Origin of the sequence: Azohydromonas lata NBRC 102462 (genome assembly GCF_001571085.1) — a bacterium.
In the GTDB taxonomy this organism is placed as follows: Bacteria; Pseudomonadota; Gammaproteobacteria; order Burkholderiales; family Burkholderiaceae_C; genus Azohydromonas; species Azohydromonas lata.
On record NZ_BCTC01000013.1, the window covers coordinates 63,086 to 86,015 of the forward strand.

Sequence of the window (22,930 nt, forward strand, 5' to 3'; positions counted from 1 at the left end):
ATGCGCCGGCGTCTCTACGCCTCAGCGCTGCGCGTACCGCGCAGCCACCGCGTCCGCCCCGGCGATGAGCAGGTGCAAATCCGTGCCCACGCCGACCATGGTTGCGCCCGCTTCGAAGTAGTGGTCGGCCTTGCCGTCGGCGGCCAGCGTGCCGGCGGCCACGCCCGCGGCGTTGGCGGTGCGGAAGGCCTGCGCGATGGCGGCCTGCACGTCCGGGTGGCCGGACTGGCCGCGGTAGCCCAGGCTGGCCGCCAGGTCCGAGGGGCCGATGAAGACGGCGTCCACGCCCGGCACGCGGCAGATGGCCTCCAGGTCGTCCAGCGCCTCGCGGGACTCGATCTGCACGATCACGCCGATCTCGTCATTGGCGCGGGCCATGTAGTCCTTGTAGCGCGTGTAGTTGCCCGCACGCGTGCTGCCGGCCACGCCGCGCAGGCCCTCGGGGGCGAAGCGCGTGTAGGCCACGCAGTCGCGCGCCTCGGCGGCGTTGCGCACGTTGGGGAACATCACGTTGGGTGCGCCAGCATCGAGCACGCGCTTGGTCCAGGCCATGTCCACCACGGGCACGCGCACGATGGGCGCGACGTTCTTGCCGCGCACCGCCAGCAGTTGCTGGCCGACCTGGTGCAGGTCCGTGGGGCTGTGCTCCATGTCGAACAGCAGCCAGTCGAAGCCGGAGTCGGCCAGCACCTCGGCGATGGGCTGGTGCGCGAAGGTCACCCACAGGCCGACCTGGCGGCGGTTGGCCTTGAGGGCCTGCTTGAGAGTGTTGGTGGGCAGTGAATTGCTCATGCTTGTCTCCTGAAATCAGCCTGCAGGAGGCCCGCTTGCGGGCCGAACCGTTGGCGTGTTGTCCGGCCGCATTCGGCCTTGGCGTGGCGTTCTGTCGGGCCTGCGGTTCGGCCCGCAAGCGGGCCTCCTACAAGCTGAACGCCACCGCCTCTTTGGGCTCAGAGCAGCGCCGCGTACAGCGCGCGCATGTCCTCGCGGCTCATGGGCCGGGGGTTGTTGTCCAGCAGCCGCGTGACCTTGGCGGCGCCGTCCACCAGGCCGTCCAGGTGCGTCTCGTCCATGCCCCAGCCGCGCAGGTTGGGCGGCACGCCCAGGTCGGCGTTGAGCTGCTTGAGCTCGTCCACGAAGGCAGCGCCGGCTTGCGCCTCGGTCAAGCCTTCCGTGTCCAGCCCCATGGCCTTGGCCATGGCCGCGAAGCGCTTTTCGTTGCCCACGAGGTTGAAGGCCATGACCGAGGGCAGCAGGATGGCGTTGGACAGCCCGTGCGGCATGCGGTACTTGCCGCCCAACGGATAGGCCAGCGCGTGCACGGCTGTGGTGCTGGAGGTGGCGATGCACACGCCGCCCCAGTAGGCGCCCATGAGCACGTCCTCGCGCGCCGCGAGGTTGCGGCCGTCGGCCACGGTGGTGCGGATGCTGCGCGAGATGAGCTTGATCGCCTCCAGCGCATACAGGTCGCTGAAGGGGTTGCCCTTCTTGGAGCAGTAGCACTCGATGGCGTGCGTGAGTGCGTCCATGCCGGTGGAGGCCGTCACCGCCGGCGGCAGCGTCAGGGTCAGCTCCGCGTCCAGGATCACCGCGTCGGGCATCAGCCGCGCGCTGACGATGCCCACCTTCAGCTCGTCCTCGGGGACGAGGATGATGGAGTTGGGCGTCGCCTCCGAGCCCGTGCCGGCCGTGGTCGGCACCATGACGGTGGGCAGGCCGCGCGCGGTGATGTCGGCCTTCTTGCTCAGCAGGTCGCGCAGGGACAGCGGATGCGCCAGCAGCACGGCGACGATCTTGGCGACGTCCATGGCGCTGCCGCCGCCGATGCCGACCACGAGGTCCACGCCGCCCGCGGCCTGGGCGGCTTCCATGATGGCTTCCACGTCCTTGACGTCCGGCTCCGGCGGCGTGTTGTCGATGACGGTCACGCGCAGGCCCGCCGCTTCCAGCGCGGCGCGCGGCCCGTTGACGAGGCCGGCCGCGGCGACGCCCTTGTCGCTGACCACCAGCACGTGCTGGGCATTGAAGCTCTGCGCCACTTCGGCCAGTTGCGAGATGCTGCCCGCGCCGGCGATGACGCGGCTGGGGTTGACGATGGCGTACATGGACGTGCTCATTGCGCTTGCTCCTGCGCGGCGGGGGACGCTTGAATCCACTCAGGCATCACGCGCGCATGGCGGATGTGCTGGCGGAACACGGTGTAGGCCAGGTGCAGCGCGCCGTCGGCGCCCTGGCGGATGCTGGGATACGAGTACTCGCGGTTGAGGCGCTGCGCAGAGTTGTTGCTCATGCAGTAGCCGTCGCCCGTTTCCAGGTTGCGCTTCCAGGGCCAGGTCAGGCCTTCGTCGGCAGACAGGGCCAGCGTCAGCGGCGCACGCGGGGCGCCCCAGAAGGCGCGGCGGGCGGGAGCTTCAGCGGCAGCGGCGGCCGGCGCGGCGTCCTTGGACTCTTTCGAGTCTTCTTCCAGCTCGTCGTACAGCGACTCGCGCCGCCCCGTGGCGTCCAGCGCGCTGCTGTCGTTGAAGATCATCGCCAGCCGCCCGTCGGCCAGGCGCACGGCCTGGATGGACGAGTTGTTGTTGGGCAGGCCGCAAGGTTGCGGCTGCGACCAGCTCAGGCCGCCGTCCCGGCTCTCGCTGCGATACACATGGTCCGCCCAGCGGCTGCGGAAGAAGGCCAATAAATCGCTCGCGCCCTTGCCGGCGACGACGTTCATGTGCACGCAGCCCAGGCTCGCGGGCACCTCGATGCGCTGCCAGCTCGCGCCCTGGTCGGTGGAGCGCAGCACGGCGCTGTCGTCCAGGCTGCCGTCCCACGCCTGGCCGGGCACGGCGCGGCAATTGAAGATGGGCAGCAGCCAGCTCCCGTCCGCCTGCACCTGGATGGGCTGGCGCACGAAGGTGCCGGCGGGCACGTCCTTGAGCGTCTCGGTGGGGCCCCAGGTGCGGCCCTCGTCGTGAGAGACGCGGCGGCGCACCACGGAGGTGTCCTGGTGGCCCGCCGTCTGCGCGGTGTGCAGCAGCCACAGGCTGCCGTCCGGCGCGGGGAAGAGGATGGGGTTCTGCTCGGAGCGATCCGGGTCGCTGGAAAGCTGCACCGGCTCGCTCCACTGGTTCAAACCCGGCTCCAGCCGCGACATGAAGACGCAGATGTCCGACTTGCCTTCCATGCTCCCGCCGAACCAGACGCAGCCGAGCGCCCCGTCGCGCAGGAACATGAGGTTGGCGGCGTGGGCCTGGACGCGCAGCGAGGGGAGGTCGGCCACCTGGCGGGCCGCGTCCTCGGCGTGCGTGCGCAGCGCGCCCGCGCTCATGCCTGGGCCCCTTCGGAGGTTTGGACGGCGGCTTGCGCGGCGGCGCGCTGGCCGGCGATGAGGCGCAGCGCGTATTCGGCCGCTTCCACCACGCTGTCGGCGTTGGCGATGCCCTGGCCGGCGATGTCGAAGGCCGTGCCGTGGTCCACCGAGGTGCGCAGGATGGGCAGGCCCAGCGTGATGTTCACGCCGCTGATGGCCTGCCATTTACCCGTGTTGGGGTCCACGTTGAAGCCCAGCAGCTTCACGGGGATGTGGCCCTGGTCGTGGAACATGGCCACCACGGCGTCGTACTGGCGGGCGCGCAGCTTGATGAACACCGTGTCGCCCGGGATGGGGCCGACCAGCCCGCGCTCGGCGTATTCCTGGATGACGGGGGCGATGACGGCGTCGTCCTCCGTGCCCAGGATGCCGCCCTCGCCGCAGTGCGGGTTCAGGCCGGCGACGGCCACGCGCGGCTGGGCTATGCCCAGGGCGCGCATGGCGTCCAGCGTGACGTCGAAGACGCGGCGCAGGCGCTGCGGCGTGATGCGCTTGGGCACGTCGGCCAGGGCGCAGTGGGTGGTGACGTGCGTGACGCGCATGTCGCCGTGGGCCAGCATCATCACGGCGTCGCGCTGGCCGGTGAGGTGGGCCAGCAGCTCGGTGTGGCCTTCGAAGTGGTGGCCGGCGAGGTGCAGCGCCTCCTTGGACAGCGGCCCGGTGACGATGGCGTCCGCCGTGCCGCCCTGGACCATGCGCGTGGCGCGTTCCACCGCGCGGTAGGCCCACTCGCCGCCCGCGGCGGCCACCTGGCCGATGACGATGGGCGCCTCCACCGGGCCCACGTCCACCATGCGGTAGAAGGCGTTGCCTTGCTCGTCCGTCGCGGGCAGCTTCAGCAGCGCTTCAGCCTGCGCCATGGCGGCGGCGCTGCCCAGGACGATGAACTCGGCGCGGCCGGCGCGCACCAGGCCGGCCATCTCGCGGGTGGCCTTGGCAATGATCTCGGGGCCGATGCCGGCGGGATCGCCCATCGTGAAGGCCAGGCGTATCGGGGTGCTCATGTGGCGGTCCATTCGTTGTCGGTGGGGTGGGAGTCAGGCGGCGCGGGGAGCGGCACCTTGGGCGACGGCCGGCGCGAGGCTGCGCGACTTTGGAACTTTGTGATCGTTCATGGCGTTGTCTCCGTCGTTGTGGTGACCGGCCGGGCCCTCTGTGTGGAGCTTTGTGGAAGCCGATGAGTGAATTGAATCATAAAACTCCACAAAAGATCAACAACCATCACGATCTATCAGGTGCTGTGGCATGATTTGCCGCATTCGCCAGGAAAACGCCATGTCCACGACTTCTGACTCCCTTGCCACGATGGACTCGCCCTTGCTGCCTGCGCAGCGGCGGCATCGCATCGTGGATTTCCTGCGCGTGCACGGCGCGGTGACGATTGGCCAGTTGGAGCAGGCGCTGGGCGCGTCGATTTCGACGCTGCGGCGCGACCTGGACGCGCTGGCGGCCGAGGGCGTGGTGGACCGCACGCACGGCGGTGCGCTGCTGCGCCAGCAGGCGCCGGAATACGCCACCTTCGAGCCGGACCCGGTGGCGGCGGCCGAGCTGTCGCCGCGCGAGAAGGCGGCCATAGGCGAGGCGGCGGCCGAGGCGCTGGAGCCTCGTCAAAGCGTCATCTTTGACAGCGGCACGACGGTGCTGGAAGCCGCGCGCGCGGCCGTGCGCCGCCAGATTCCGCTGACCGCCGTGACCAACGACCTCGTGATCGCGCAGGTGCTGGGCAAATCGCCGCTGGTGCAGGTGCACATGCTGGGCGGGATGCTGCGCCCCGGGAGCACGACCATCCTGGGCCAGACGCTGGTGGACCAGGCGTCCTCCCTGCGCGCCGACGTGCTGCTGCTGGGCGCGCACGCGGTGACGGACGACGTGATCTCCGAGACCTCCGCCGAGCTGGCCGGCGTGAAGCGGGCGCTGATGAAGGCGGCCAACGCGACGCGGCTGCTGGTGGACAGCTCGAAATTCCGGCCGCGCGCCTTCATGCAGATCGCGTCGCTGGGCGACGTGGCTGAAGTGATCACCGACAGCGGCCTGCCCGCCGCCGAGGAGGAGCGCCTGCGCGCCCTCCACCTGAAACTGACCGTGGTGAAGGCCCGCTGATGAAGACGCTGCGCATCCTGGCTGACGATCTAACTGGCGCCCTGGACTGCGCCGCCGCCTTTGGCGCGGGGGTGCCGGTGCACCTGGGGGCGCCCGCTGCGGACCAGCCCGCGGCCGGCATAGACATCGTCGCCACCGCCACGCGCGACGTGCCGGTGGCCGATCTGCCCGCGCTGCTGACTCCCAGCGTGGCTTGGCTGCACGGCGCGGGCATCGCTTTCAAGAAGGTGGACAGCCTGCTGCGCGGCAACACGTTTGCGGAAGTGGATTACCTCGCCCGGCAGGGCGGCTTCGAGCGCATCGTCTTCGCCCCAGCCTTTCCCGCACAGGGGCGGGTGACGGAGGGCGGCCGGCAGTGGGTGGTGAAGGCGGATGACTCCCGGTCGCCGGTCGGCCCGGAAAGCATCGCCCAGGCGCTGGTGGGCGACGTGCCCGTGTGGGTGCCGGACGTGCGCTCTGACGCGGACATGGACGCGGTGGTCGCGCTGGCCTTGAAGCCCGAGACCGCGCGCTGGCTGTGGTGCGGCAGCGCCGGCCTGGCGCACGCGATGGCGCGCGGGCTGGATTTGGATGTACCCGCCGCGACGCCCGCCAGCGAGCGCGGCATGGGCGCGCCCATGCTGGTGAGCGCGAGCCACCACCCCGTTTCGCGCGAGCAGTGGCGCGTGCTGCGCGCCTCGCGTTGGGCGGATGAATGCCACGCGGGCGCAAAGCCGGAAACCCTGCGGCGGGCGGCGGAGGGCTATCCGCGGCTGATTGATTTATCCCCGCAGGAAATGATCACGGCCGACCAAGCCGCCGCGCTGCTGGAACGGCAAGCCGCCCTAATCGCGGAAAACGCGCCTCGGCCTGGGGCGCTGGTGATCGTGGGCGGAGATACCTTGCTGGCGATGTGCCGGGCGCTGGGGGCTTCGGGGTTGGTTTCCGAAACTGCGATGGACAGGGCGGGGTGGGGCTGTGCGCGGATGGTGGGAGGGAAATGGGATGGGGTGGTTTGCCATACCCGTTCTGGCGCCTTCGGTGGGGCTGAGGATTTATTGCAGGTAATTGAAGGAATAGCCGCGGTTTAATGCTGCAGCATCTAGGTGAGCGGACACACAAGAGGACAACGATAAGGGCTTGGTGCCGGATTGGCTGTCCCGCTGTTTGCCGAATACTTATTGGTGTGGCAAAGCGCTCTGTGCCCCTTGCTGCAGCGCCACGTTGCGGTATCCGGACCGCCATGCAAGGAAAAGCAGTCATGCTGCATAGACTACTTGGAGTTGCCGCACCACGCGGTGCGCCTCCTTGGATTGGATGCCGAAATGGTCGCTGGCCAAATCCAGCGACCTACATAGGGAAGAGTGGCCAAGTTACGTAGCAGCCAGATTCTCGTGAATGCAAAGGTAATTGCCTTCGGTATCCTTGAACCAGGCTGCTTTCTCAGCACCAAGCACGCAGACGTGGTTTACGGTTTTCAGACCCGGGAAGTCGTAGTCTTCAAAAACCACACCAGCACGTTTCAATTCTTGGATTTCGGCAGCGATATCAGACACCTGGAAACTGATGGCCGTATGGTCAGCCTTTGTGCCCTCAGCCTTGGGAAACAAAGCCAATGTGCTGCCCCCCACCCTATAGACAAACTTGCCATCGGGTTGCAAGCCGCCGGGCTGCAGGCCCAGGCAAGTTTCATAGAAGGCACGCGCCCTGGCCATGTCCTTGACCGGCAACATCGTAGTGACGGAGGCATTGGACAACATAGGTAGTCCTTTCACGCAGACCGGCAGTAGCGCGTGGCGACAAGCCCGCTTGCTCGGCCGAAAGAAAAGCATAGGTCCGTCATCCCTGAGATGCCAGTCGCCAGTACCGGCATCACGCCTGCATGGGGACTTCCAACATGAACATCGACAAATCCGGCCGATAACGGTCGGACGCAAATAGATGCCAGCGGTTTGCTCCTGGCCGGAGGCGAGCTTTCATATCAAGATATTCTGTGTATGCATTGCATCTGGAAATGAAAATGTGAGTTTTTCATGATGTCGCCTGAAAATTAAGCCACGCCTTTTGAGAAAACCGGTTGTCTTGACAGCGAATGAACTGCGTAGGCAGTGGCGAAAAAATCAAGGCTTTGCGGGCTTTGCCATTGAGGCTGTTTGTGACCGGTCTATCAAGCTTTCTGCCTCCCCCTCACAAACTCCACAAACGCCCTCAACGCCCCTGGCAAATACTTCCCGCTCGGGAAATAAAGAAACGGCCCCGTAAACCCCGCCCACCAGTCCTCCAGTACCGGCACCAGCGCTCCGCTGTCCAGATGGGGCTTGAGCCAGCCCTCGAACAAATGAATGACGCCGCACCCCGCCACCGCCGCGTCGATGGCGAGCTCGACGCCGCCGCTGATGCGCACGATCAGCGGGCCGTCCGGGTCCACCGTCACGGTTTCGCCGTTGCGCTGGAATTCCCAGGCCGGCATGGCGCCGCTGGCGAAACGGCCGCGCAGGCAGGCGTGCTGCAGCAGGTCGCGCGGGTGCGTCGGCCGGCCGCGCCGCTCCAGATAAGCGGGTGAGGCGGCCGTCGCCACGCGCTGGCGGCGCGGGCCTATGGGGATGGCCACCATGTCCTGCTCCAGCCGCTCCTCGTAGCGGATGCCCGCGTCGCAGCCGGCGGCCACCACATCGACAAAACTTTCCTCCACCACCACGTCCAGCCGGATGTCGGGATAGGCGGCCAGAAAGGGCGGTACCAGCGCCGGCAGTACCAGGCGCGCCGCGCTGGCCGGCACGTTCAGCCGCAAGGTGCCCGCGGGCCGGTCGCGGAAACCGTTCACCTCGTCCAGCGCGGCTTCCACCGCGCCCAACGCCGGTTGCAGACGCTCCAGCAGCCGCGCTCCTGCCTCGGTGGGCACCACGCTGCGCGTGGTCCGGTGCAGCAGCCGCACACCCAGGCGCGCCTCCAGCCGGCGCATCGCTTCACTGAGGCTGGACGCGCTCACGCCGCCCGCGCGCGCCGCCTCCCGAAAGCCACCCGCCTTCGCCACGGCCACGAAGGCCGCCAAGTCGTCCAAGGGTTCCGCCACGAGTCCTCCCGCGCATTGTTCGGATTGGCGCACAGCCCGTGCGCATTGGGCCGTCTTATCGCACGACCCAGGGCTGCCTACAGTCCGCCTCATCGCAAAGGAGACGCACATGAACGCACTGGACCCGGCAGGCACTTATCGAATCGGCACCCGCACCGTCAGGCGCCTGGGCTACGGCGCCATGCAGCTCGCGGGGCCGGGCGTGTTCGGCCCGCCCAAGGACCGCGCCTCGGCCGTGGCCGTGCTGCGCGCCGCCGTGGAAAACGGCGTCGATCACATAGACACCAGCGATTTCTATGGCCCGCACGTCACCAACCAGATCATTCGGGAGGCGTTGTTCCCCTACCGCGACGACCTGCTCATCGTCACCAAGGTCGGCGCCCGGCGCGGGGCGGACGGCGCCTGGCTGCCCGCGCTGTCGGCGGCGGAGCTGACCCAGGCGGTGCACGACAACCTGCGCCACCTCGGCCTGGACGTGCTGGAGGTCGTCAACCTGCGCAGCATGTTGGGTGTCCACGGCCCGCAGGAGGGTTCGCTGGAAGCGCCGCTCACAGCGCTGGCCGAGCTGCAGCGCCAGGGGCTGATCCACCACATCGGCCTGAGCAACGTCACCGCACGGCAGGTGCAGGAGGCGCGCCGCCTCTGCGCCATCGCCTGCGTGCAGAACCATTTCAACCTCGTGCACCGCGCGGACGACGCTCTCGTCGATTCACTGGCCCGCGAGGGCACGGCTTACGTGCCCTTCTTCCCGCTGGGCGGCTTCACGCCTCTGCAGTCCGGCTCGCTGTCCGCCGTGGCCAATGAACTGGGCGCCAGCCCCCTGCAGGTCGCGCTGGCCTGGCTGCTGCAGCGCTCGCCCAATCTGGTGCTCATCCCCGGCACCTCGTCGGTGGAGCACCTGCGGCAGAACCTGGCAGCGGCTGAGCTGAAGTTGCCCAAGGAGGCGGTGGAGCGCCTCGAAGCCCTGGCCCAGCCGGCCGAGGCCCACTGAGCCCTGGCTGGCCCCGGCAAGGCCGAAGGCCGGAGCTTCGCGGCGCCCGGACAGGCGCCCGTGGCTGGGTATCCATCAATCTCTTGAATCCCGGTGGTGGAGTTTCATATCGGTAATTAAATGGGGCGCTGGAGGCTTGTTCCGACGTCGTCGCCTTGTTTTTGATGCCAGTTCATTGTCGTTCTGAACCAACCCGTGCCATGGGTTTTGAGTTTGCATCGTGGCACTTATGAGAAGGACTTCATAAATTCATTGAAGGCGCCAAAAAATTCATGTTCTAATGGGTGTGTTCCTCGTGGAATTCTCGGCTGCAATATTGATACATATCAAAATGTTTAATGGGGTTCAAAGAAGATAATTCGTTCCTCAGTTTTCTTGTGTACTCGATCATGAAAAATATTCTTTTTGCCTGCTCTCTTGCTGTTTCTACACTGCACGCGAATGCAACCCTTTTGACGTTTGACGATATTCCCGGTGGTAGTGTTGTCGGTCAGCTTGGTCCAATACCGGCGTATAAGGGGTATACGTTTGGATCTATGAATAGTGAAAAATATCTTGATGTGAGCAGGCTTGATTGGATCGATACGAATAGCAGCGGTAGCAGATGGAGCCGATATGGAGCCGTCAGTGGGGACTTCACCATGATCAATAACTATCGCGGCATTGGCGTCATCAAGGCTGTGGACGCCTCCGAATTTACGTTTGATGGATTGTGGGCAAGAATATGGGACTATTACTCATATCCGGACCCCAGGGTTTATGTGCGCGGCTTCAATGATGGAGTACAGGTTTGGTCGGAGTTGGTCAACTTGACGGAAACTTTTCAATACGTCGCTGGAATGACCGGCGCCATCGATGAATTGCGCCTTGATTTTGGCGAATCTTTCATCGTTGATAACTTGTCGCTCAGTGCTTACACGCCGCCCCCCAGCGCCGTCCCGGAACCGGGCTCCTTGGCATTGGTCAGCCTGGGCTTCGCCGGTTGTGTTTTGGGGCGTCGGCGCAAATGGGTTAAATCCTGATTTTTCAGGTGCCGCGTGCCTGGCGCACGCGGCATTTTGCAAATGAGGCTTTGCCGGCCTCGCAATAAACGCTTCTTGAGTTTTTGCTGTTGCCGGGTGTACCCGTGCAGTGGCGTCGCGTTGATTCGCGTCAAGTCGCCAGGCATTTCTTCCTCCCCATCCCAAATCCTTGAACTGCTTCAAGGATTCCCCCCGCTCCTGTTGCGTACCTTCCGCCCCCGCCGTTCGCCAGAAACGGCACGCCATCACGGACAACACCACAGAGAGCCTTTTCCGCATGTTCTGCTACCAATGTGAACAGACCGCCCGCACCGAAACCTCGACCGGCTGCGCTTCCGAACGCGGCCACTGCGGCAAGGACGCCACCACGGCCGATCTGCAGGACTTGCTGATCCACGCCACCAAGGGCATCGCCCAATACGCCGGCCGCCTGCGCGCCCTGAACGCGCCGGACCGCGAGGCCGACGCCTTCATCCTCTACGCGCTGTTCACGACGCTCACCAACGTCAACTTCAATGCCGCCCGCTTCGTCACGCTGCTGAAGGAAGCCGCCACCCTGCGCGACGCCGTGCGCGCTCGCTACGAGGCCGCCGCCCGCGCCGCCGGCCAGGAGCCGGAAGCGCTCACCTCCGCCGCCGCCACCTGGCAGCCCGCCGCCGACCAGGCCGGGCTGCTGCTGCAGGCCGCCGACGTGGGCATCAACGCCGGGCTGGAGCAGGTGGGTGCCGACGTCATCGGCCTGCGCGCGCTGCTGCTGTACGGCCTCAAGGGCGTCTGCGCCTACGCCCATCACGCCTACGTGCTGGGCCAGGCGCGCGAGACCGTGTTTGCCGGCATCGAGCACGCGCTGGACTTCCTGGCGCAAGACCCGGCCGACATCCCCGCGCTGCTGGGCGAGTCGCTGGCCCTGGGCACGCTCAACCTGCAAGTCATGGAGATGCTGGACGCCGCCAACACCGGCAACTTCGGCACCCCGCAGCCCACCGCCGTGCGCGTCACGCCCGTGGCGGGCAAGGCCATCCTGGTCTCCGGCCACGACCTGGGCGACCTCCACGCCCTGCTGGAGCAGACCAAGGACAGCGGCATCCAGATCTACACCCACGGCGAGATGCTCCCGGCCCACGCCTACCCGGCGCTCAAGGCCTACCCGCACCTGGCGGGCAACTACGGCGGCGCCTGGCAGGACCAGCAACTGGACTTCGCCAACTTCCCCGGCCCCGTGCTGATGACCAGCAACTGCATCATCGAGCCGCTGCCCGCCTACCGCCAACGCATCTTCACCACCGGCCCCGTCGGCTGGCCCGGCGTGCGCCACCTGGAAAACCACCAGTTCGCGCAAGTCATCCAGGCCGCCAAGGCGCTGCCCGGCTTCAAGGCCACCGAGCCTGAGCAGACCATCACCGTCGGCTTCGGCCGCGACGCCGTGCTGGGCGTGGCCGGTGCGGTGATCGACGCCGTCAAGGGCGGCGCCATCAAGCACTTCTATTTGATAGGCGGCTGCGACGGCGCCGCCCCCGGCCGCAACTACTACAGCGACTTCGCCACCCAGGCGCCGCAGGACACCGTGGTCATGACGCTGGGCTGCGCCAAGTACCGCTTCAACCGGCACGAGTTCGGCGACATCGGCGGCATCCCGCGCTTGCTGGACATCGGCCAGTGCAACGACGCCTACTCGGCCATCAAGATCGCCTCGGCGCTGGCCGAAGCGTTCGAGTGCGGCGTGAACGACCTGCCGCTGTCGCTGGTGATCTCCTGGTTCGAGCAGAAGGCCGCCGCCGTGCTGCTGACGCTGCTGGCGCTGGGCATCCGCAACATCCGCCTGGGCCCCACGCTGCCGGCCTTCCTCACGCCCAACCTGCTGGGCGTGCTGGTCGAGAAGTTCGGCATCCAGCCCATCGGCGAGGCGCAGGCCGACATCCGCAAGACGCTGCAGCTCGAAGCGGCCTGACGCGCCAGGCGAAGGACGAGACCGATGGACCAAGCCGTCAAGACCTGGTCCGTCGAGCTGTGCACGCTCGACGGCCAGTCCCTCCAACTCGACAACCTGCCGGGCCAGTCCGTGCTGGAAGCCGCCGACGCGGCCCAATGGCGGCTGCCGGCCCAATGCCGCCAGGGCGGCTGCGGCGCCTGCGCGGCGCAGGTGCTCAGCGGCGACTACGAGTTGGGCGACCACAACCCCAAGGCGCTGAGCGCTGACAAGCCCGGCAGCGTGCTGCTGTGCCGCACCACGCCCTGCGGCGACCTGCGCATCGCGCTGCCCTACGACCGCGCCCGCATCGCCGGCGGCCCCGTGCCGCAGCGCGACGCCGAAGTGCTGGAAATCGAGCGCGACGGCGACGCCACCGTGCGCCTGGTGCTGCAACTGCTGCCGGACGCCGAGGGCGTCGCCGTGGCCGAGTTCGAGCCGGGGCAGTTCGCGGAGCTGGAAGTGCCGGGCGCCGATCTGTGCCGCGCCTACTCCATGTCCAACACCGGCAACTGGGCCGGCACGCTGGAGTTCCTGATCCGGCTGCAGCCGCAGGGCCGCTTTTCCAACTGGCTGCGCGACGAGGCGGCCGTGGGCAGCCGGCTCACGGTGCACGGCCCGCAAGGCGCCTTCGGCCTGCGGGAAAACGGGTTGTGTCCGCGCTGGTTCGTGGCCGGCGGCACGGGGCTGGCGCCGCTGCTGTCCATGCTGCGCCGCATGGCGGAGTTCGGGGAGCCGCATCCCGTGCGGCTGTACTTCGGCGTGAACCGCGAGGCCGAGCTGTTCGCCGCCGCCGCGCTGGCCGAGCTGCCCGGCCTGGAGCAGCGCGTGTGCGTCTGGCAGCCCTCGGACGCCTGGCTGGGCCTGCGCGGCACGCCCGTGGACGCGCTGCGCGCGGACCTGGCCGCCTGCGCCCCCGGCGCATGGCCGGACGTGTACGTGTGCGGCCCGCCCGCGCTGGTGGAAGCGGTCGAAGCCACGGCGCGGGAGGCCGGCGTGCCGGACGCGCAGGTGTACGCGGAGCGGTTCACGGCGGCTTGAGTAGCGCCCGGCGAGCCGGGGCCCATGGAACCTGGCAACTCGGGGCACACGGAAAAAGGCTTTGTGAATGAAGCATGTGCTGGCCAAGCTTGGTAGGTCCCAAACCGCCCTTGGCCTGCACCGTCCACATTCTTGCGATGCTTGACCGGTAGGTGTGCCCTTGCGGCCATGCCGAAATTCCAAAACTCAAATCCGCCCGTTGCCTGCTTTCATTGGTCCCAGACAAGTCGCATAAAAAACCTGTCGTGAATTTCGGCGGAGGTTGGCGCAAATCTTCGCCAATCACCCAAACATACTGTTCCTAGCCAGCACGCGTTTGACCAGTCGCTTGCTGGCCGCTAGCAGTGTGCTGTGCCAAGCGGGCGGCACGTTGTCCATCAGGCGCCGGTTGAAATATGGAATCCCTTCCATGTCCACGCCAAACAATTGCTGGCGCTGCGGGGTATTGGCAAATCGCTGCAGGTCGGATGGCACCGCGTTCGCATAATGCTTCATCCAAAAATGGGCGTAAGCGTAAATCAGCGATTTACGGACCTTATCCGTGCTGTTGTCCAGCGCCATGTGTAGCACGTGAGTATTGAAAAGAACCGCGTCGCCGGCCTTGGGCACGATTTTCACAGCCGCTGTCGATTTATCGATGTCGGTGATCGTGGGCTTGATGTGCCGTGGCGGGTAGCGGTGGCTGCCGGGAATGAAAGCTAGGCATCCCTGCTCGGGGCTGAGGTCTTCAATGTAGAAATGAACCTTGATAAGTAAATTATTGGTGTGCGCGTGATTAACGCCCAGCACGTGCGGAATGTCGGAATGCCAGGGCGGCGTGAAAGTCGGTCCGGGATAGAAAAGCCGCGCGTGGGTGTGATTGAGCTGAATGTCTTCCCCGACGATGTCCACCAGCAGGCCAAAAATCGTCGACATGTCTACCAAGTCGATGAAAACAGGATCCTGATCCAGGATGCTGGGAATGTCGAAAAAGCGATATTCACCGGTGCCCGCCTTGACATCATTTTGCCACTGTTCGAAATGGCGCTCGCTTGCCGCGTCGAATGCCGTGCGCAAGCGCTGCAGCATGTCCAGGGGGATCGCCCCTTTTAGATGAATAAAACCCTGGGTTTCATACTGAAGTTTCAGTTCGTCGATCTCTTGTTGCGAATACATTTAAATTCTCACGTTGTGTGTTTTATCGGCCCAATTCGGCGTAGAGCACCATGAGCTTATCCACCATGTTTTCCACGCCGTACAACGACTGCCATCGCTTGGCCGCAGCCGCGCCCATGCGGCCGCGCAGTGCTGTATCTCGCGCCAGGGTGTCCAGCGCATCGGCTAAGGCTTGTGCGTCCCCGGGCGGCACTACTAGGCCATCCACGCCGTCGCGCACGGCCTCAGCCATGGCGCCCGCTGACGTGACCACGCTCGGCAGCCCCATGGCCATAGTTTCCAGCAGCGCCATGGGTAGACCCTCGTGAAACGAGGGCAGCACAAAACCTTGCGCGCCGGCCAGTAAATTGATTTTTTCTTCGCCTACCACGATGCCTCGCAAATAGCAGCGAGATTTGAGGTTTAAGCGTTGAATGTCATGTTCGGCTCGTGCCTTCGCGCCGGGCTCATACTCTCCGCCCAACAACTCCACCGTCCAGTCTTCGCGTGCCAGCGCCGCCGCCTCCAGTAGCACGTAAACCCCTTTACGTTGGCAGAGATGGCCTATGAATACGAATTTTGGAACGCCGGCCGGGGCGCTCACCGCATAGGCCGTGCGCTCTGCGTAAACCCCATTGCTCACCACCCGAATATCTGCCGCAGGCCAATGAAGAAATAATTCCTTCTGCCATCCAGGCGACAAGGCAATTACCATGGCGCAGCGACGCGCTAACCAATATGCAATCCACGCCAGTACGCGGCTCAAACTTCTCAGGAAAACGTCAAAACGCGCTCCGTGTACGTGCAATACCACCGGAACGCCGCGCAAGCGGCTCAATACGATCAGGCCGCCATCAAGAAAATAACTGAGCCCGTCACAGGTATGAATGTGCGCAACCGGTTTGTGCGGGCCTTCAAATTTATTCCACCAGCGCACCATGAGATGCAATCGCGTCTTGATGCCCAGCCACAGCGGGCGCCCTTCCGGCGTAACTTTTCCGGTTTCGAACAATTCGATATCGGCGTGCTGGGAAAGCGAAGAAGCCTTGAGCGCCATTATCACCGAAGTCATTCCCCCCACAGCAGGGGGCAGCGGCCCGGTCATCACAATTCGAAAACGCTTCATGTCAAACAAGATTAGGTGGCGGTATCTCTCCATTTTTTTTGTTACGCCGTGAACGGCACGGTTGCGCCCGCAGTCGGGCAAAACTAACCCGCCGCAGCGCCTGACTGTGTTCATCCATGGCCAGCAGAAATATTGGGAGGGTTAGGGATATGAGTCGTAGTACTGGCGCGCGTAACCGCGGAAAAAATGTTGTTGAGGAATAACAAGCCACAAAAACCCCGCTGTCCCCAAATCAATAGTTGGCGCGAACAGCAAAAAGCTCTGGGAAACGGAAAGCTTATCGCCAGGAATGTTACCATAAGTGACGCGAAGCGGACGCAATGGCTTCCTTATCAAGAAAATTTTGATGCCGGTAATTGGGCCAAACGGAAGGAGTTGCAGGCGAAACGCATTTGTCACGGCGCTTAGCGCGACTCAATCGCCCTTCAACGCCTTCTCGATCCCCGCCACGTCGATCTTCTTCATGCCCATCATGGCCGTGAACACCCGCTGCGCCGTCGCGGCGTCGCGGCTGGCGATGCCTTCCATGAGCACGCGCGGCGTGATCTGCCAGGACACGCCCCACCGGTCCTTGCACCAGCCGCACTCGCTCTCCTGCCCGCCGTTGCCGACGATGGCGTTCCACAGGCGGTCGGTTTCGGCCTGGTCCTCGGTGGAGACCTGGAAGGAGAAGGCTTCGTTGTGCTTGAACGCCGGGCCGCCGTTGAGGCCCACGCAGGGAAGGCCCATCACCATGAACTCCACCAGCAGCACGCTGCCGGCCTTGCCGCTGGGGTAGTCGGTGGGCGCGCGGTGCACGGCGCCGACGCTGCTGTCGGGGAAGGTGGCGGCGTAAAAGCGCGCGGCGTCCTCGGCGGTGCCGTCGTACCAGAGGCAGATGGTGTTCTTGCTGGGCATGTGCGGTCTCCGGGCTGAAGGGCTGAGGGACGGTTACAAGTCCGGCCAAGCCGGCCCACAGTGCGGGGCAACAGGCATTCCCCGGCCGCCCCCGGGCGCCGGCCGGGTGAAAACCCCCTGGCAGAATCTTTCGGATGTCTGCTTCTTCCATAGGGGCCGCAGCGCGGGAGCGCCACTGGCCCGGGCTGCTGCTGGCCGCGGGCGGCGCCACCGCGTTTTCCGGCAAGGCCATCATCGTCAAGCTCGCCTACCGCTACGGCGTGGATGCCGTCACGGTGATCATGCTGCGCATGCTGTTCGCGCTGCCGCTGTTCCTGGTGCTGGCGCTGTGGGCCGGGCGCGGCCGCCCAACGCTCACCGCACGCGACTGGCGCGCCGTCACGCTGCTGGGCTTCAGCGGCTACTACCTCGCCAGCTTCCTGGACTTCCTGGGCCTGCAGTACGTCAGCGCCAGCCTGGAGCGGCTGGTGCTGTACCTCAACCCGACCATCGTGCTGCTGCTGGGCTGGCTCATCTTCAAGCGCCGCACCACCACCAAGCAGTGGATCGCCATGGCCGTGAGCTATGCCGGCGTGCTGCTGGCCTTCGGGGAGGAGGCGCAGTTCGCCGGCGCCCAGGCCGGCCTGGGCACGCTGCTGGTGCTGGGCAGCGCCGTCAGCTACGCGCTGTACCTCACGTACTCCGGCGAGGAGGTCCGCCGCCTGGGCGCGCTGCGCCTCACGGGCCTGGCCTCCAGCGTGGCCTGCGTGCTGTGCATCGCGCAGTTCGTGCTGCTGCGGCCGCTGTCGTCGCTGGCCGCCGTGGCGCCGCAGGTATGGTGGCTGTCGCTGCTCAACGCCACGGCCTGCACCTTCGCGCCGGTGCTGATGGTGATGCTGGCCATCGCCCGCGTGGGCCCGGCCGCCACGGCGCAGACGGGCATGATCGGCCCCATGAGCACCATCGCCATGGGCGTGCTCATCCTGGGCGAGCCCTTCACCCCCGGCGTGGTCGCCGGCACGGTGCTGGTGCTGGCCGGCGTGGCGCTGCTCAACCGCTGGCGGTAAGCCAGACCCAACGGAAAGAGGCGGAAAGGGCCGGCAATGCCGGCCCTTCTTGCGTGCGGGTGCTGCGTGCCCTCGTCAGCCCCGCGCCGGCAGCACCGTGCCGCGGCACTCTCCAAAGCCTATGCGCGCCGCGCCCGGCTTCTCGCACCAGCCGCGCAGCGTCACCGTGTCGCCGTCGAGCAGGAAAGTGCGCTGCTCGCCGCCGGGCAGCGCCAGCGGCTGCTTGCCGCCTTGCGTCATCTCGATGAGCGCGCCGGCCTCCTGCAGCGTCGGCCCGGACAGCGTGCCGCTGCCGAACAGGTCGCCCGGCTGCAGGTTGCAGCCGTTGACCGTGTGGTGGGCCACCATCTGCGCCACCGTCCAGTAGGCGTGGCGGTAGCTGGTGCGGCAGATCGTGGCGGCCTCGCTGCCGGCCTCGCGCATGCGCGGCGTCTGCAAATCCACCTGGAGTTGGATGTCCAGCGCGCCTTGGCCGCGGTTGGCCTCGCTGTCCAGGTAGGGCAGGGGCTGCGGGTCGTCGGCCGGGCGCTGCAGCGGGGCGCGGTAGGGCGCCAGCGCCTCCAGCGTCACGATCCAGGGCGAGAGCGTCGTGGCGAAGCTCTTGGAGAGGAAGGGCCCAAGCGGCTGGTATTCCCAGGCCTGCACGTCGCGCGCGGACCAGTCGTTGAGCAGGCAGATGCCGAACACGTGCGCTTCCGCTTGCGTGATCGCCACGGCCTCGCCCTGCGCGTTGCCCTGGCCGATGAAGATGCCCAGCTCCAGCTCGATGTCCAGCCGCTGGCACGGCCCCACCACGGGCTGCGCCGCGCCGGCCGGCAGGGTCTGCCCCACCGGCCGGTGGAAGCCCTGCCCGGAGATGCCGATGCTGGAGGCGCGCCCGTGGTAGCCGATGGGCACCCACTTGTAGTTGGGCAGCAGCGGGTTGTCCGGACGGAACAGGCGGCCGATGTTGGTGGCGTGGTGGATGGACGTGTAGAAGTCCGTGTAGTCGCCGATGCGGGCGGGCACGTCGTACTCCACGCGGTCCTGCGGCACCAGGCAGGGGCGCAGCGCGGCTTGCCCGGCCGCGCCCTCGCGCAGCGCGCGCGACAAGGCCAGCCGCAGCGCGCTCCAGGCCGCGGGGCCCAGAGCCATCAGCGCATTGAGCTTGGCCTCCGACGCGGCCCGCGCGGCGGCTTGCGCGTCGCCGGCAAACACGCCGGCCGCCGCCACGGCGGCCAGGTCCAGCACCTGGTCGCCAATGGCCACGCCGCCGCGAAAGGCTTCAGCCGTGCCCGCGCGGCGGAAAACCGCGAAGGGCAGGTTCTGGATGGGGAAATCGCCGCCTGCCGTGTTGGCGCTGGCGAGCCAGCTGCGCAGGGCGGGGTCGTGGGTTTCGTTGAGCAGCGTCATCGGGTGTGCGCCTCTTCAGGCTTCCAGGCTGCCGTCGTGCATCCAGGCCGCGTGCTTGGGAGCCCGCTTGGTCTGGCTCCACTCCTGCAGCATGTCCCACTTCACCTCGTCGAGCTTTTGCATCATGGCCGGCGTGCCGCAGTCGGCAGCCAGCTCCAGGCGGTGGCCGTTGGGATCGAAGAAGTAGATGCTCTTGAAGATGGTGTGGTTCGTGGGGCCGACCACTTCGATGCCGGCGGCTTCGAGCCTGGCCTTGGTGGCCAGCAGCGTGTCCACCGAGTCCACCTTCAGCGCCAGGTGCTGCACCCAGGCGGGCGTGTTGCGGTCGCGGTCCATGGGCGGCTGGCTGGGCAGCTCGAAGAAGGCCAGGATGTTGCCGTTGCCCGCGTCCAGGAAGATGTGCATGTACGGGTCCGGCGCCTTGGTGGACGGCACCTCGTTCTCGGCAATCGCGAGCACGAATTTCATGTCGAGGTGCTTGCCGTACCACTCGACGGTTTCCTTGGCGTCCTTGCAGCGGTAGGCGACGTGGTGGACTTGCTGGATCAGCATGGGGTTCTCCTGTTTGAAGCGGTGGGGGGCGTCAAGCCTGGTTGGGCGGGGTGTTCAGAGGTCGCGCAGCGCGGCGTCCACTTGCTGGATGAAGGCGTCGGGGTTGCCCAACGCGTTGGCGTTGAGCAGCGCGAGCTTCACGAGGAAGAGCTCGGACTTGTCCCCGGCCGCATCTATGGCCGTGGCCAGGCGGTCGTAGACGGTTTCCAGGCCGGGGATGGTCAGTTCGTTGGCAGCGTTCTGGTGGGTGCTCATGGTCGTTGTCCTCAGCGGGGCAGGGCGGCGGCGAAGGCGGCTTGCAGCCGCGTGGCGTCCAGCGTGAGCCAGCGCGCGCACACGTGCTGGTCGGGGCGCAGCAGGTAGGCGGCGCCGCCGGCCTGCACGCCGTAGCGCGTGCGCACATGGCCGTCGGCGTCCGGCAGCGTGAGGTCGGCGCCGGCCACGGGCTGCGCCGCGCCTATGGCCACCACCTTCACGGGCACGCCGCGGCGGCGCGTGGCCTCCACGACCTCCAGCAGCGCGGCCGGCAGCGTTGCGCCTTCGGTGAAATACAGCAGGTCGAAACCGCCGCCCAAGTGGTCGAGCAGGAAATCGTCGGCGCCCAGGCGCACGTTCTGCGGCGGCGCGCCGTGGGCCGGGCCGGCGGTGAAGAGGGCGTTGTCGTCGCCGCGGCTGTTGAGTGCCGAGTGCGTGTACTCGTGCGGCCGCGAGGTGCGCCAGTGGTACAGGGGGCGGACGAAGGGCTGCGTGAGCGACAGCGACAGCACCGCGTCGCGCAGCAGCTTGAAACCGCGCGTGGGCGGCGCCATGAAGCGCGTGCTCTTGCCAGCCTCGTCGATGATCTCGCGCGCCGCGCCCACGCGCTCGGCGCTGTGGTTGGCCAGCAGCCGCTGGCTGGTCAGACCCTTGACCACGAAGGCCAGGTGCCAGGCCAGCGACTGCGCGTCCTGGAAGGCGGTGTTGGCGCCGCGCACGCCGAAGATGGGCAGCAGGTGCGCCGCGTCGCCGGTGAAGAGCACGCTGCCGTGCACGTAGTTGGGCAGCGTCAGCGTGCGCGCCGAGTACACCGAGCACCAGTCCATCTCCCAGGGCGCGCCGGCGTGGCCGATCATGGCCAGTTGGGCGTCTATGCGCTTCTTGAGCGAGGCGGGCTCCAGCGCCTCTTGCGGCGTCTCGCCGGGCGGGAGCTGGTAGTCCACGCGCCAGATGCCGTGCGGCTCGCGGTGCATGAGGATGGTGTTGCCCGGGTTCCACTCCGGGTCGAAGAAGGCCAGGCGCTCGGTGGGCAGCGGCAGGTCCACGCGGATGTCGGCGATCACGAAGAAGCCCTCGTAGGAGGCGCCTTCCATCTGCAGGTTCAGCGCCGAGCGTATGCCGGAGCGCCCGCCGTCCGCGGCCACCACCCAGTCGCTCTCCAGCGTGTAGGGGCCTTCCGGCGTGTCCACTTCCAGGCTGGCGAAGCCGTCCCTCTGCTGCACTTGCGTGAGCTTGTTGCCCCAGCGCAGGTCGATCAGCGGGCTGGCCGCGCAGGCGTCCAGCAGGTACTCCTCCAGGTACTGCTGCTGGATGTTGGTCATGGGGAAGAAGCGGTCGTCCGCGTCGTGCGGCGCTTCCATGCGGAACACGCGCTGGCCCCGGTAGAACGAGTTGCCGAAGCGCCAGGGCAGGCCGTTTTCGGTGATGCGCTCGGCCACGCCCAGCTGCTGCAGGATCTCCATGGAGCGGCGCGTGAACACGATGGCGCGGCTGCCCTGCGACACCTGCAGCTCCGCCGTGAGCAGCACGCTGGCCACGCCGTGGCGCGCCAGCTCCAGCGCCGCCACCATGCCCGCCGGCCCGCTGCCCACGATCACCACCTGCTGCCGCGCCTGCGCCCCATGCGCCGAGGGCAGCCAGGGCTTGTGGACCTTGTAGTCGTAGTAGATGGACGGGCGGGGCTCGGTACTCGGCTTGTGCATGTGCTGTCTCCAGGGGTGTTGCGCGGCGCCCTCTTAAACCCGTTCCCAGGGCATGGCCTGTGAGGCCGGGGCGTTGAATCATCTGTACGTACAACTATTTTGCGCCGAGACGGGCCCCGGTTGAACAGCGTGGTTTTACTTAGTTGTACGCGCAGATGTTTTTGAGTAAAGTCAAGGCAAGAGCTGGCACCCGGCCGTGCGCCCGCGGCAAGCCGCCACGTCACGAACAAGCACGAACCCCATCCTTCAGGAGACCACATGCCCACCGTCAGCGCCCTGCGCCGCGCCGTACTTTTTGCCGCCCTCGCCGCGCCGCTGGCGGCGCTGGCCTTTCCGGACAAGCCCATAGAGTGGGTCGTGCCTTACCCGGCCGGCGGCGGCTCCGACGTGGTGGCCCGCACCCTGGCCGAGCCCATGGGCAAGCTGCTGGGCGTGACCATCATCGTGAACAACAAGCCCGGCGCCGCCACCAACATCGGCGCGGACTACGTCGCCAAGGGCAAGGCCGACGGCCACCTCATGCTCACGGCCGACACGGCCACGCTGGCGGCCAACCCCTCGCTCTACGCCAAGCTGCCCTACAACGCGGAGAAGGACTTCGCGCCCGTGGGGCTGATGACGCGCTTCCCCATGCTGCTGGTGGTCAACACCGGCGTGCCGGCCAAGAACCTGGCCGAGTTCCTGGCCTGGGCCAAGCGGCAGCCGCAGGGCATCACCTACGCCACGCCCGGCGCCGGCAGCCCGCACCACCTGGCCACCGAGCTGTTCCGCGAGCGCAGCGGCCTGGCGCTGACGCACGTGCCCTACCGCGGCGCGGCGCCCGCGGTGCAGGACGTCATCGGCGGCCAGGTGCCCTTCATGTTCGCCGACACGGCCAGCGCCTACCCGCACATCCTCTCCGGCAAGCTGCGCGCCCTGGCCGTGGCCAGCCCAAAGCGCGTGAGCGGCTTCGAGACGGTGCCCACGCTGCAGGAGCAGGGCGTGAAGGACTTCGAGGCCTACGCCTGGCAGGGCCTGGTGGTGCCCGCGGCCACGCCGGCGCAGGCCATCGCGGCGCTGAACAAGGCGCTGCTGGCGGCGCTGGACACCACGGCGGTGAAGGCCCGCTTCCAGACCCTGGGGCTGGAGGCCATTCCCAGCTCGCCGCAGCAGATGGCGGCCTATGCCAAGAGCGAGCGCGAGAAGTGGGGCAAGGTCATACGCGCCAACGACATCCGGCTGGACTGACGTACGGCCACCGGCCCACGCGGCAAATGGGGTAAGTTCCGCCCCGACCCGAACCCACCGCCTCTGCGACC

The 22,930-nt window shown here is 66.8% G+C and carries 21 protein-coding genes; 8 read left to right on the top strand and 13 right to left on the bottom strand.

The annotated features are described in order from the left end of the window. Positions 1-21: 21 nt before the first annotated feature. From ALA01S_RS07225 to pdxA, 4 genes are all read right to left on the bottom strand, one after another. On the bottom strand, positions 22-792 hold the full coding sequence (locus tag ALA01S_RS07225) for an HpcH/HpaI aldolase family protein (protein ID WP_066334059.1): 771 nt from the start codon (positions 790-792) through the stop codon (positions 22-24). Between the two features lie 158 nt (positions 793-950). Beyond that, positions 951-2,117, bottom strand: a complete 1,167-nt coding sequence (locus ALA01S_RS07230) for an iron-containing alcohol dehydrogenase (protein ID WP_066334065.1) — start codon at positions 2,115-2,117, stop codon at positions 951-953. Continuing rightward, a complete protein-coding gene (locus ALA01S_RS07235; protein WP_066334068.1) occupies positions 2,114-3,313 on the bottom strand; it encodes a sialidase family protein in 1,200 nt (399 codons plus the stop codon). The genes ALA01S_RS07230 and ALA01S_RS07235 overlap by 4 nt, the downstream gene beginning before the upstream one ends. Then, positions 3,310-4,359, bottom strand: a complete 1,050-nt coding sequence (gene pdxA / locus ALA01S_RS07240; RefSeq protein ID WP_066334069.1) for a 4-hydroxythreonine-4-phosphate dehydrogenase PdxA — start codon at positions 4,357-4,359, stop codon at positions 3,310-3,312. The genes ALA01S_RS07235 and pdxA overlap by 4 nt, the downstream gene beginning before the upstream one ends. A 271-nt stretch (positions 4,360-4,630) precedes the next feature. Between pdxA and ALA01S_RS07245 the strand changes: the two genes are divergently transcribed. Beyond that, a complete protein-coding gene (locus tag ALA01S_RS07245) occupies positions 4,631-5,455 on the top strand; it encodes a DeoR/GlpR family DNA-binding transcription regulator (RefSeq protein ID WP_084267300.1) in 825 nt (274 codons plus the stop codon). After that, positions 5,455-6,525 (top strand): four-carbon acid sugar kinase family protein, encoded by a 1,071-nt coding sequence (locus tag ALA01S_RS07250; protein ID WP_066334073.1) that lies wholly within the window; start codon positions 5,455-5,457, stop codon positions 6,523-6,525. Before ALA01S_RS07245 ends, ALA01S_RS07250 begins: the two co-directional genes overlap by 1 nt. 282 nt (positions 6,526-6,807) lie before the next feature. On the opposite strand, the gene ALA01S_RS07255 is transcribed toward ALA01S_RS07250, so the two are convergent. Together ALA01S_RS07255 and ALA01S_RS07260 are read right to left on the bottom strand one after the other, a co-directional pair. Further along, positions 6,808-7,194: a VOC family protein gene (locus tag ALA01S_RS07255; protein ID WP_066334075.1), complete on the bottom strand. Its 387-nt coding sequence runs from the start codon at positions 7,192-7,194 to the stop codon at positions 6,808-6,810. Between the two features lie 407 nt (positions 7,195-7,601). Further along, positions 7,602-8,507: a LysR family transcriptional regulator gene (locus ALA01S_RS07260; RefSeq protein ID WP_066334079.1), complete on the bottom strand. Its 906-nt coding sequence runs from the start codon at positions 8,505-8,507 to the stop codon at positions 7,602-7,604. 109 nt (positions 8,508-8,616) lie between these two features. Between ALA01S_RS07260 and ALA01S_RS07265 the strand changes: the two genes are divergently transcribed. The 4 genes from ALA01S_RS07265 to ALA01S_RS07275 all read left to right on the top strand — a co-directional run bounded on the left by ALA01S_RS07265 (position 8,617) and on the right by ALA01S_RS07275 (position 13,527). After that, a complete protein-coding gene (locus tag ALA01S_RS07265) occupies positions 8,617-9,498 on the top strand; it encodes an aldo/keto reductase family oxidoreductase (protein WP_066334083.1) in 882 nt (293 codons plus the stop codon). Positions 9,499-9,836: 338 nt separating this feature from the next. After that, on the top strand, positions 9,837-10,520 hold the full coding sequence (locus tag ALA01S_RS31530; RefSeq protein WP_084267297.1) for a PEP-CTERM sorting domain-containing protein: 684 nt from the start codon (positions 9,837-9,839) through the stop codon (positions 10,518-10,520). Between the two features lie 277 nt (positions 10,521-10,797). Then, positions 10,798-12,468 carry a hydroxylamine reductase gene (hcp, locus tag ALA01S_RS07270; RefSeq protein WP_066334085.1) on the top strand — a complete coding sequence of 557 codons (1,671 nt, stop codon included), beginning with the start codon at positions 10,798-10,800 and terminating at the stop codon, positions 12,466-12,468. A 24-nt stretch (positions 12,469-12,492) separates the two neighbouring features. Then, positions 12,493-13,527 carry a 2Fe-2S iron-sulfur cluster-binding protein gene (locus ALA01S_RS07275; RefSeq protein ID WP_066334087.1) on the top strand — a complete coding sequence of 345 codons (1,035 nt, stop codon included), beginning with the start codon at positions 12,493-12,495 and terminating at the stop codon, positions 13,525-13,527. Positions 13,528-13,809: 282 nt separating this feature from the next. Here the strand turns inward: ALA01S_RS07275 and ALA01S_RS07280 are convergent, their stop codons facing one another. The 3 genes from ALA01S_RS07280 to ALA01S_RS07290 form a co-directional block, all read right to left on the bottom strand. Then, entirely contained in the window at positions 13,810-14,682 is an 873-nt protein-coding gene (locus ALA01S_RS07280) for a phytanoyl-CoA dioxygenase family protein (protein ID WP_066334090.1), read from the bottom strand. A gap of 22 nt (positions 14,683-14,704) precedes the next feature. Next, on the bottom strand, positions 14,705-15,787 hold the full coding sequence (locus ALA01S_RS31535; RefSeq protein WP_169805865.1) for a glycosyltransferase family 4 protein: 1,083 nt from the start codon (positions 15,785-15,787) through the stop codon (positions 14,705-14,707). A gap of 414 nt (positions 15,788-16,201) precedes the next feature. After that, the gene (locus ALA01S_RS07290) at positions 16,202-16,684 is read right to left on the bottom strand and encodes a VOC family protein (protein WP_066334095.1); all 483 of its coding nucleotides are present in this window, start codon (positions 16,682-16,684) and stop codon (positions 16,202-16,204) included. A 134-nt stretch (positions 16,685-16,818) separates the two neighbouring features. Here ALA01S_RS07290 and ALA01S_RS07295 point away from each other — a divergent pair, with 134 nt between their 5' ends. Then, the gene (locus ALA01S_RS07295; RefSeq protein WP_066334097.1) at positions 16,819-17,730 is read left to right on the top strand and encodes a DMT family transporter; all 912 of its coding nucleotides are present in this window, start codon (positions 16,819-16,821) and stop codon (positions 17,728-17,730) included. 75 nt (positions 17,731-17,805) lie between these two features. Here ALA01S_RS07295 and fahA read toward each other — a convergent pair whose 3' ends face one another. The 4 genes from fahA to ALA01S_RS07315 are packed head-to-tail and all read right to left on the bottom strand — an operon-like array spanning position 17,806 to position 21,632. Next, complete coding sequence (gene fahA / locus ALA01S_RS07300) at positions 17,806-19,122, bottom strand: fumarylacetoacetase (RefSeq protein ID WP_066334099.1); 1,317 nt, start codon at positions 19,120-19,122, stop codon at positions 17,806-17,808. A gap of 15 nt (positions 19,123-19,137) precedes the next feature. After that, positions 19,138-19,674, bottom strand: coding sequence for a VOC family protein (locus ALA01S_RS07305; RefSeq protein ID WP_066334102.1), 537 nt, complete (start codon positions 19,672-19,674; stop codon positions 19,138-19,140). A gap of 54 nt (positions 19,675-19,728) precedes the next feature. Next, positions 19,729-19,929 carry a hypothetical protein gene (locus ALA01S_RS07310; protein ID WP_066334105.1) on the bottom strand — a complete coding sequence of 67 codons (201 nt, stop codon included), beginning with the start codon at positions 19,927-19,929 and terminating at the stop codon, positions 19,729-19,731. An 11-nt stretch (positions 19,930-19,940) separates the two neighbouring features. Beyond that, positions 19,941-21,632 carry an FAD-dependent monooxygenase gene (locus tag ALA01S_RS07315; RefSeq protein WP_066334107.1) on the bottom strand — a complete coding sequence of 564 codons (1,692 nt, stop codon included), beginning with the start codon at positions 21,630-21,632 and terminating at the stop codon, positions 19,941-19,943. Positions 21,633-21,890: 258 nt separating this feature from the next. Here ALA01S_RS07315 and ALA01S_RS07320 point away from each other — a divergent pair, with 258 nt between their 5' ends. Continuing rightward, positions 21,891-22,859, top strand: a complete 969-nt coding sequence (locus ALA01S_RS07320) for a Bug family tripartite tricarboxylate transporter substrate binding protein (protein ID WP_066334110.1) — start codon at positions 21,891-21,893, stop codon at positions 22,857-22,859. Positions 22,860-22,930 lie beyond the last annotated feature (71 nt).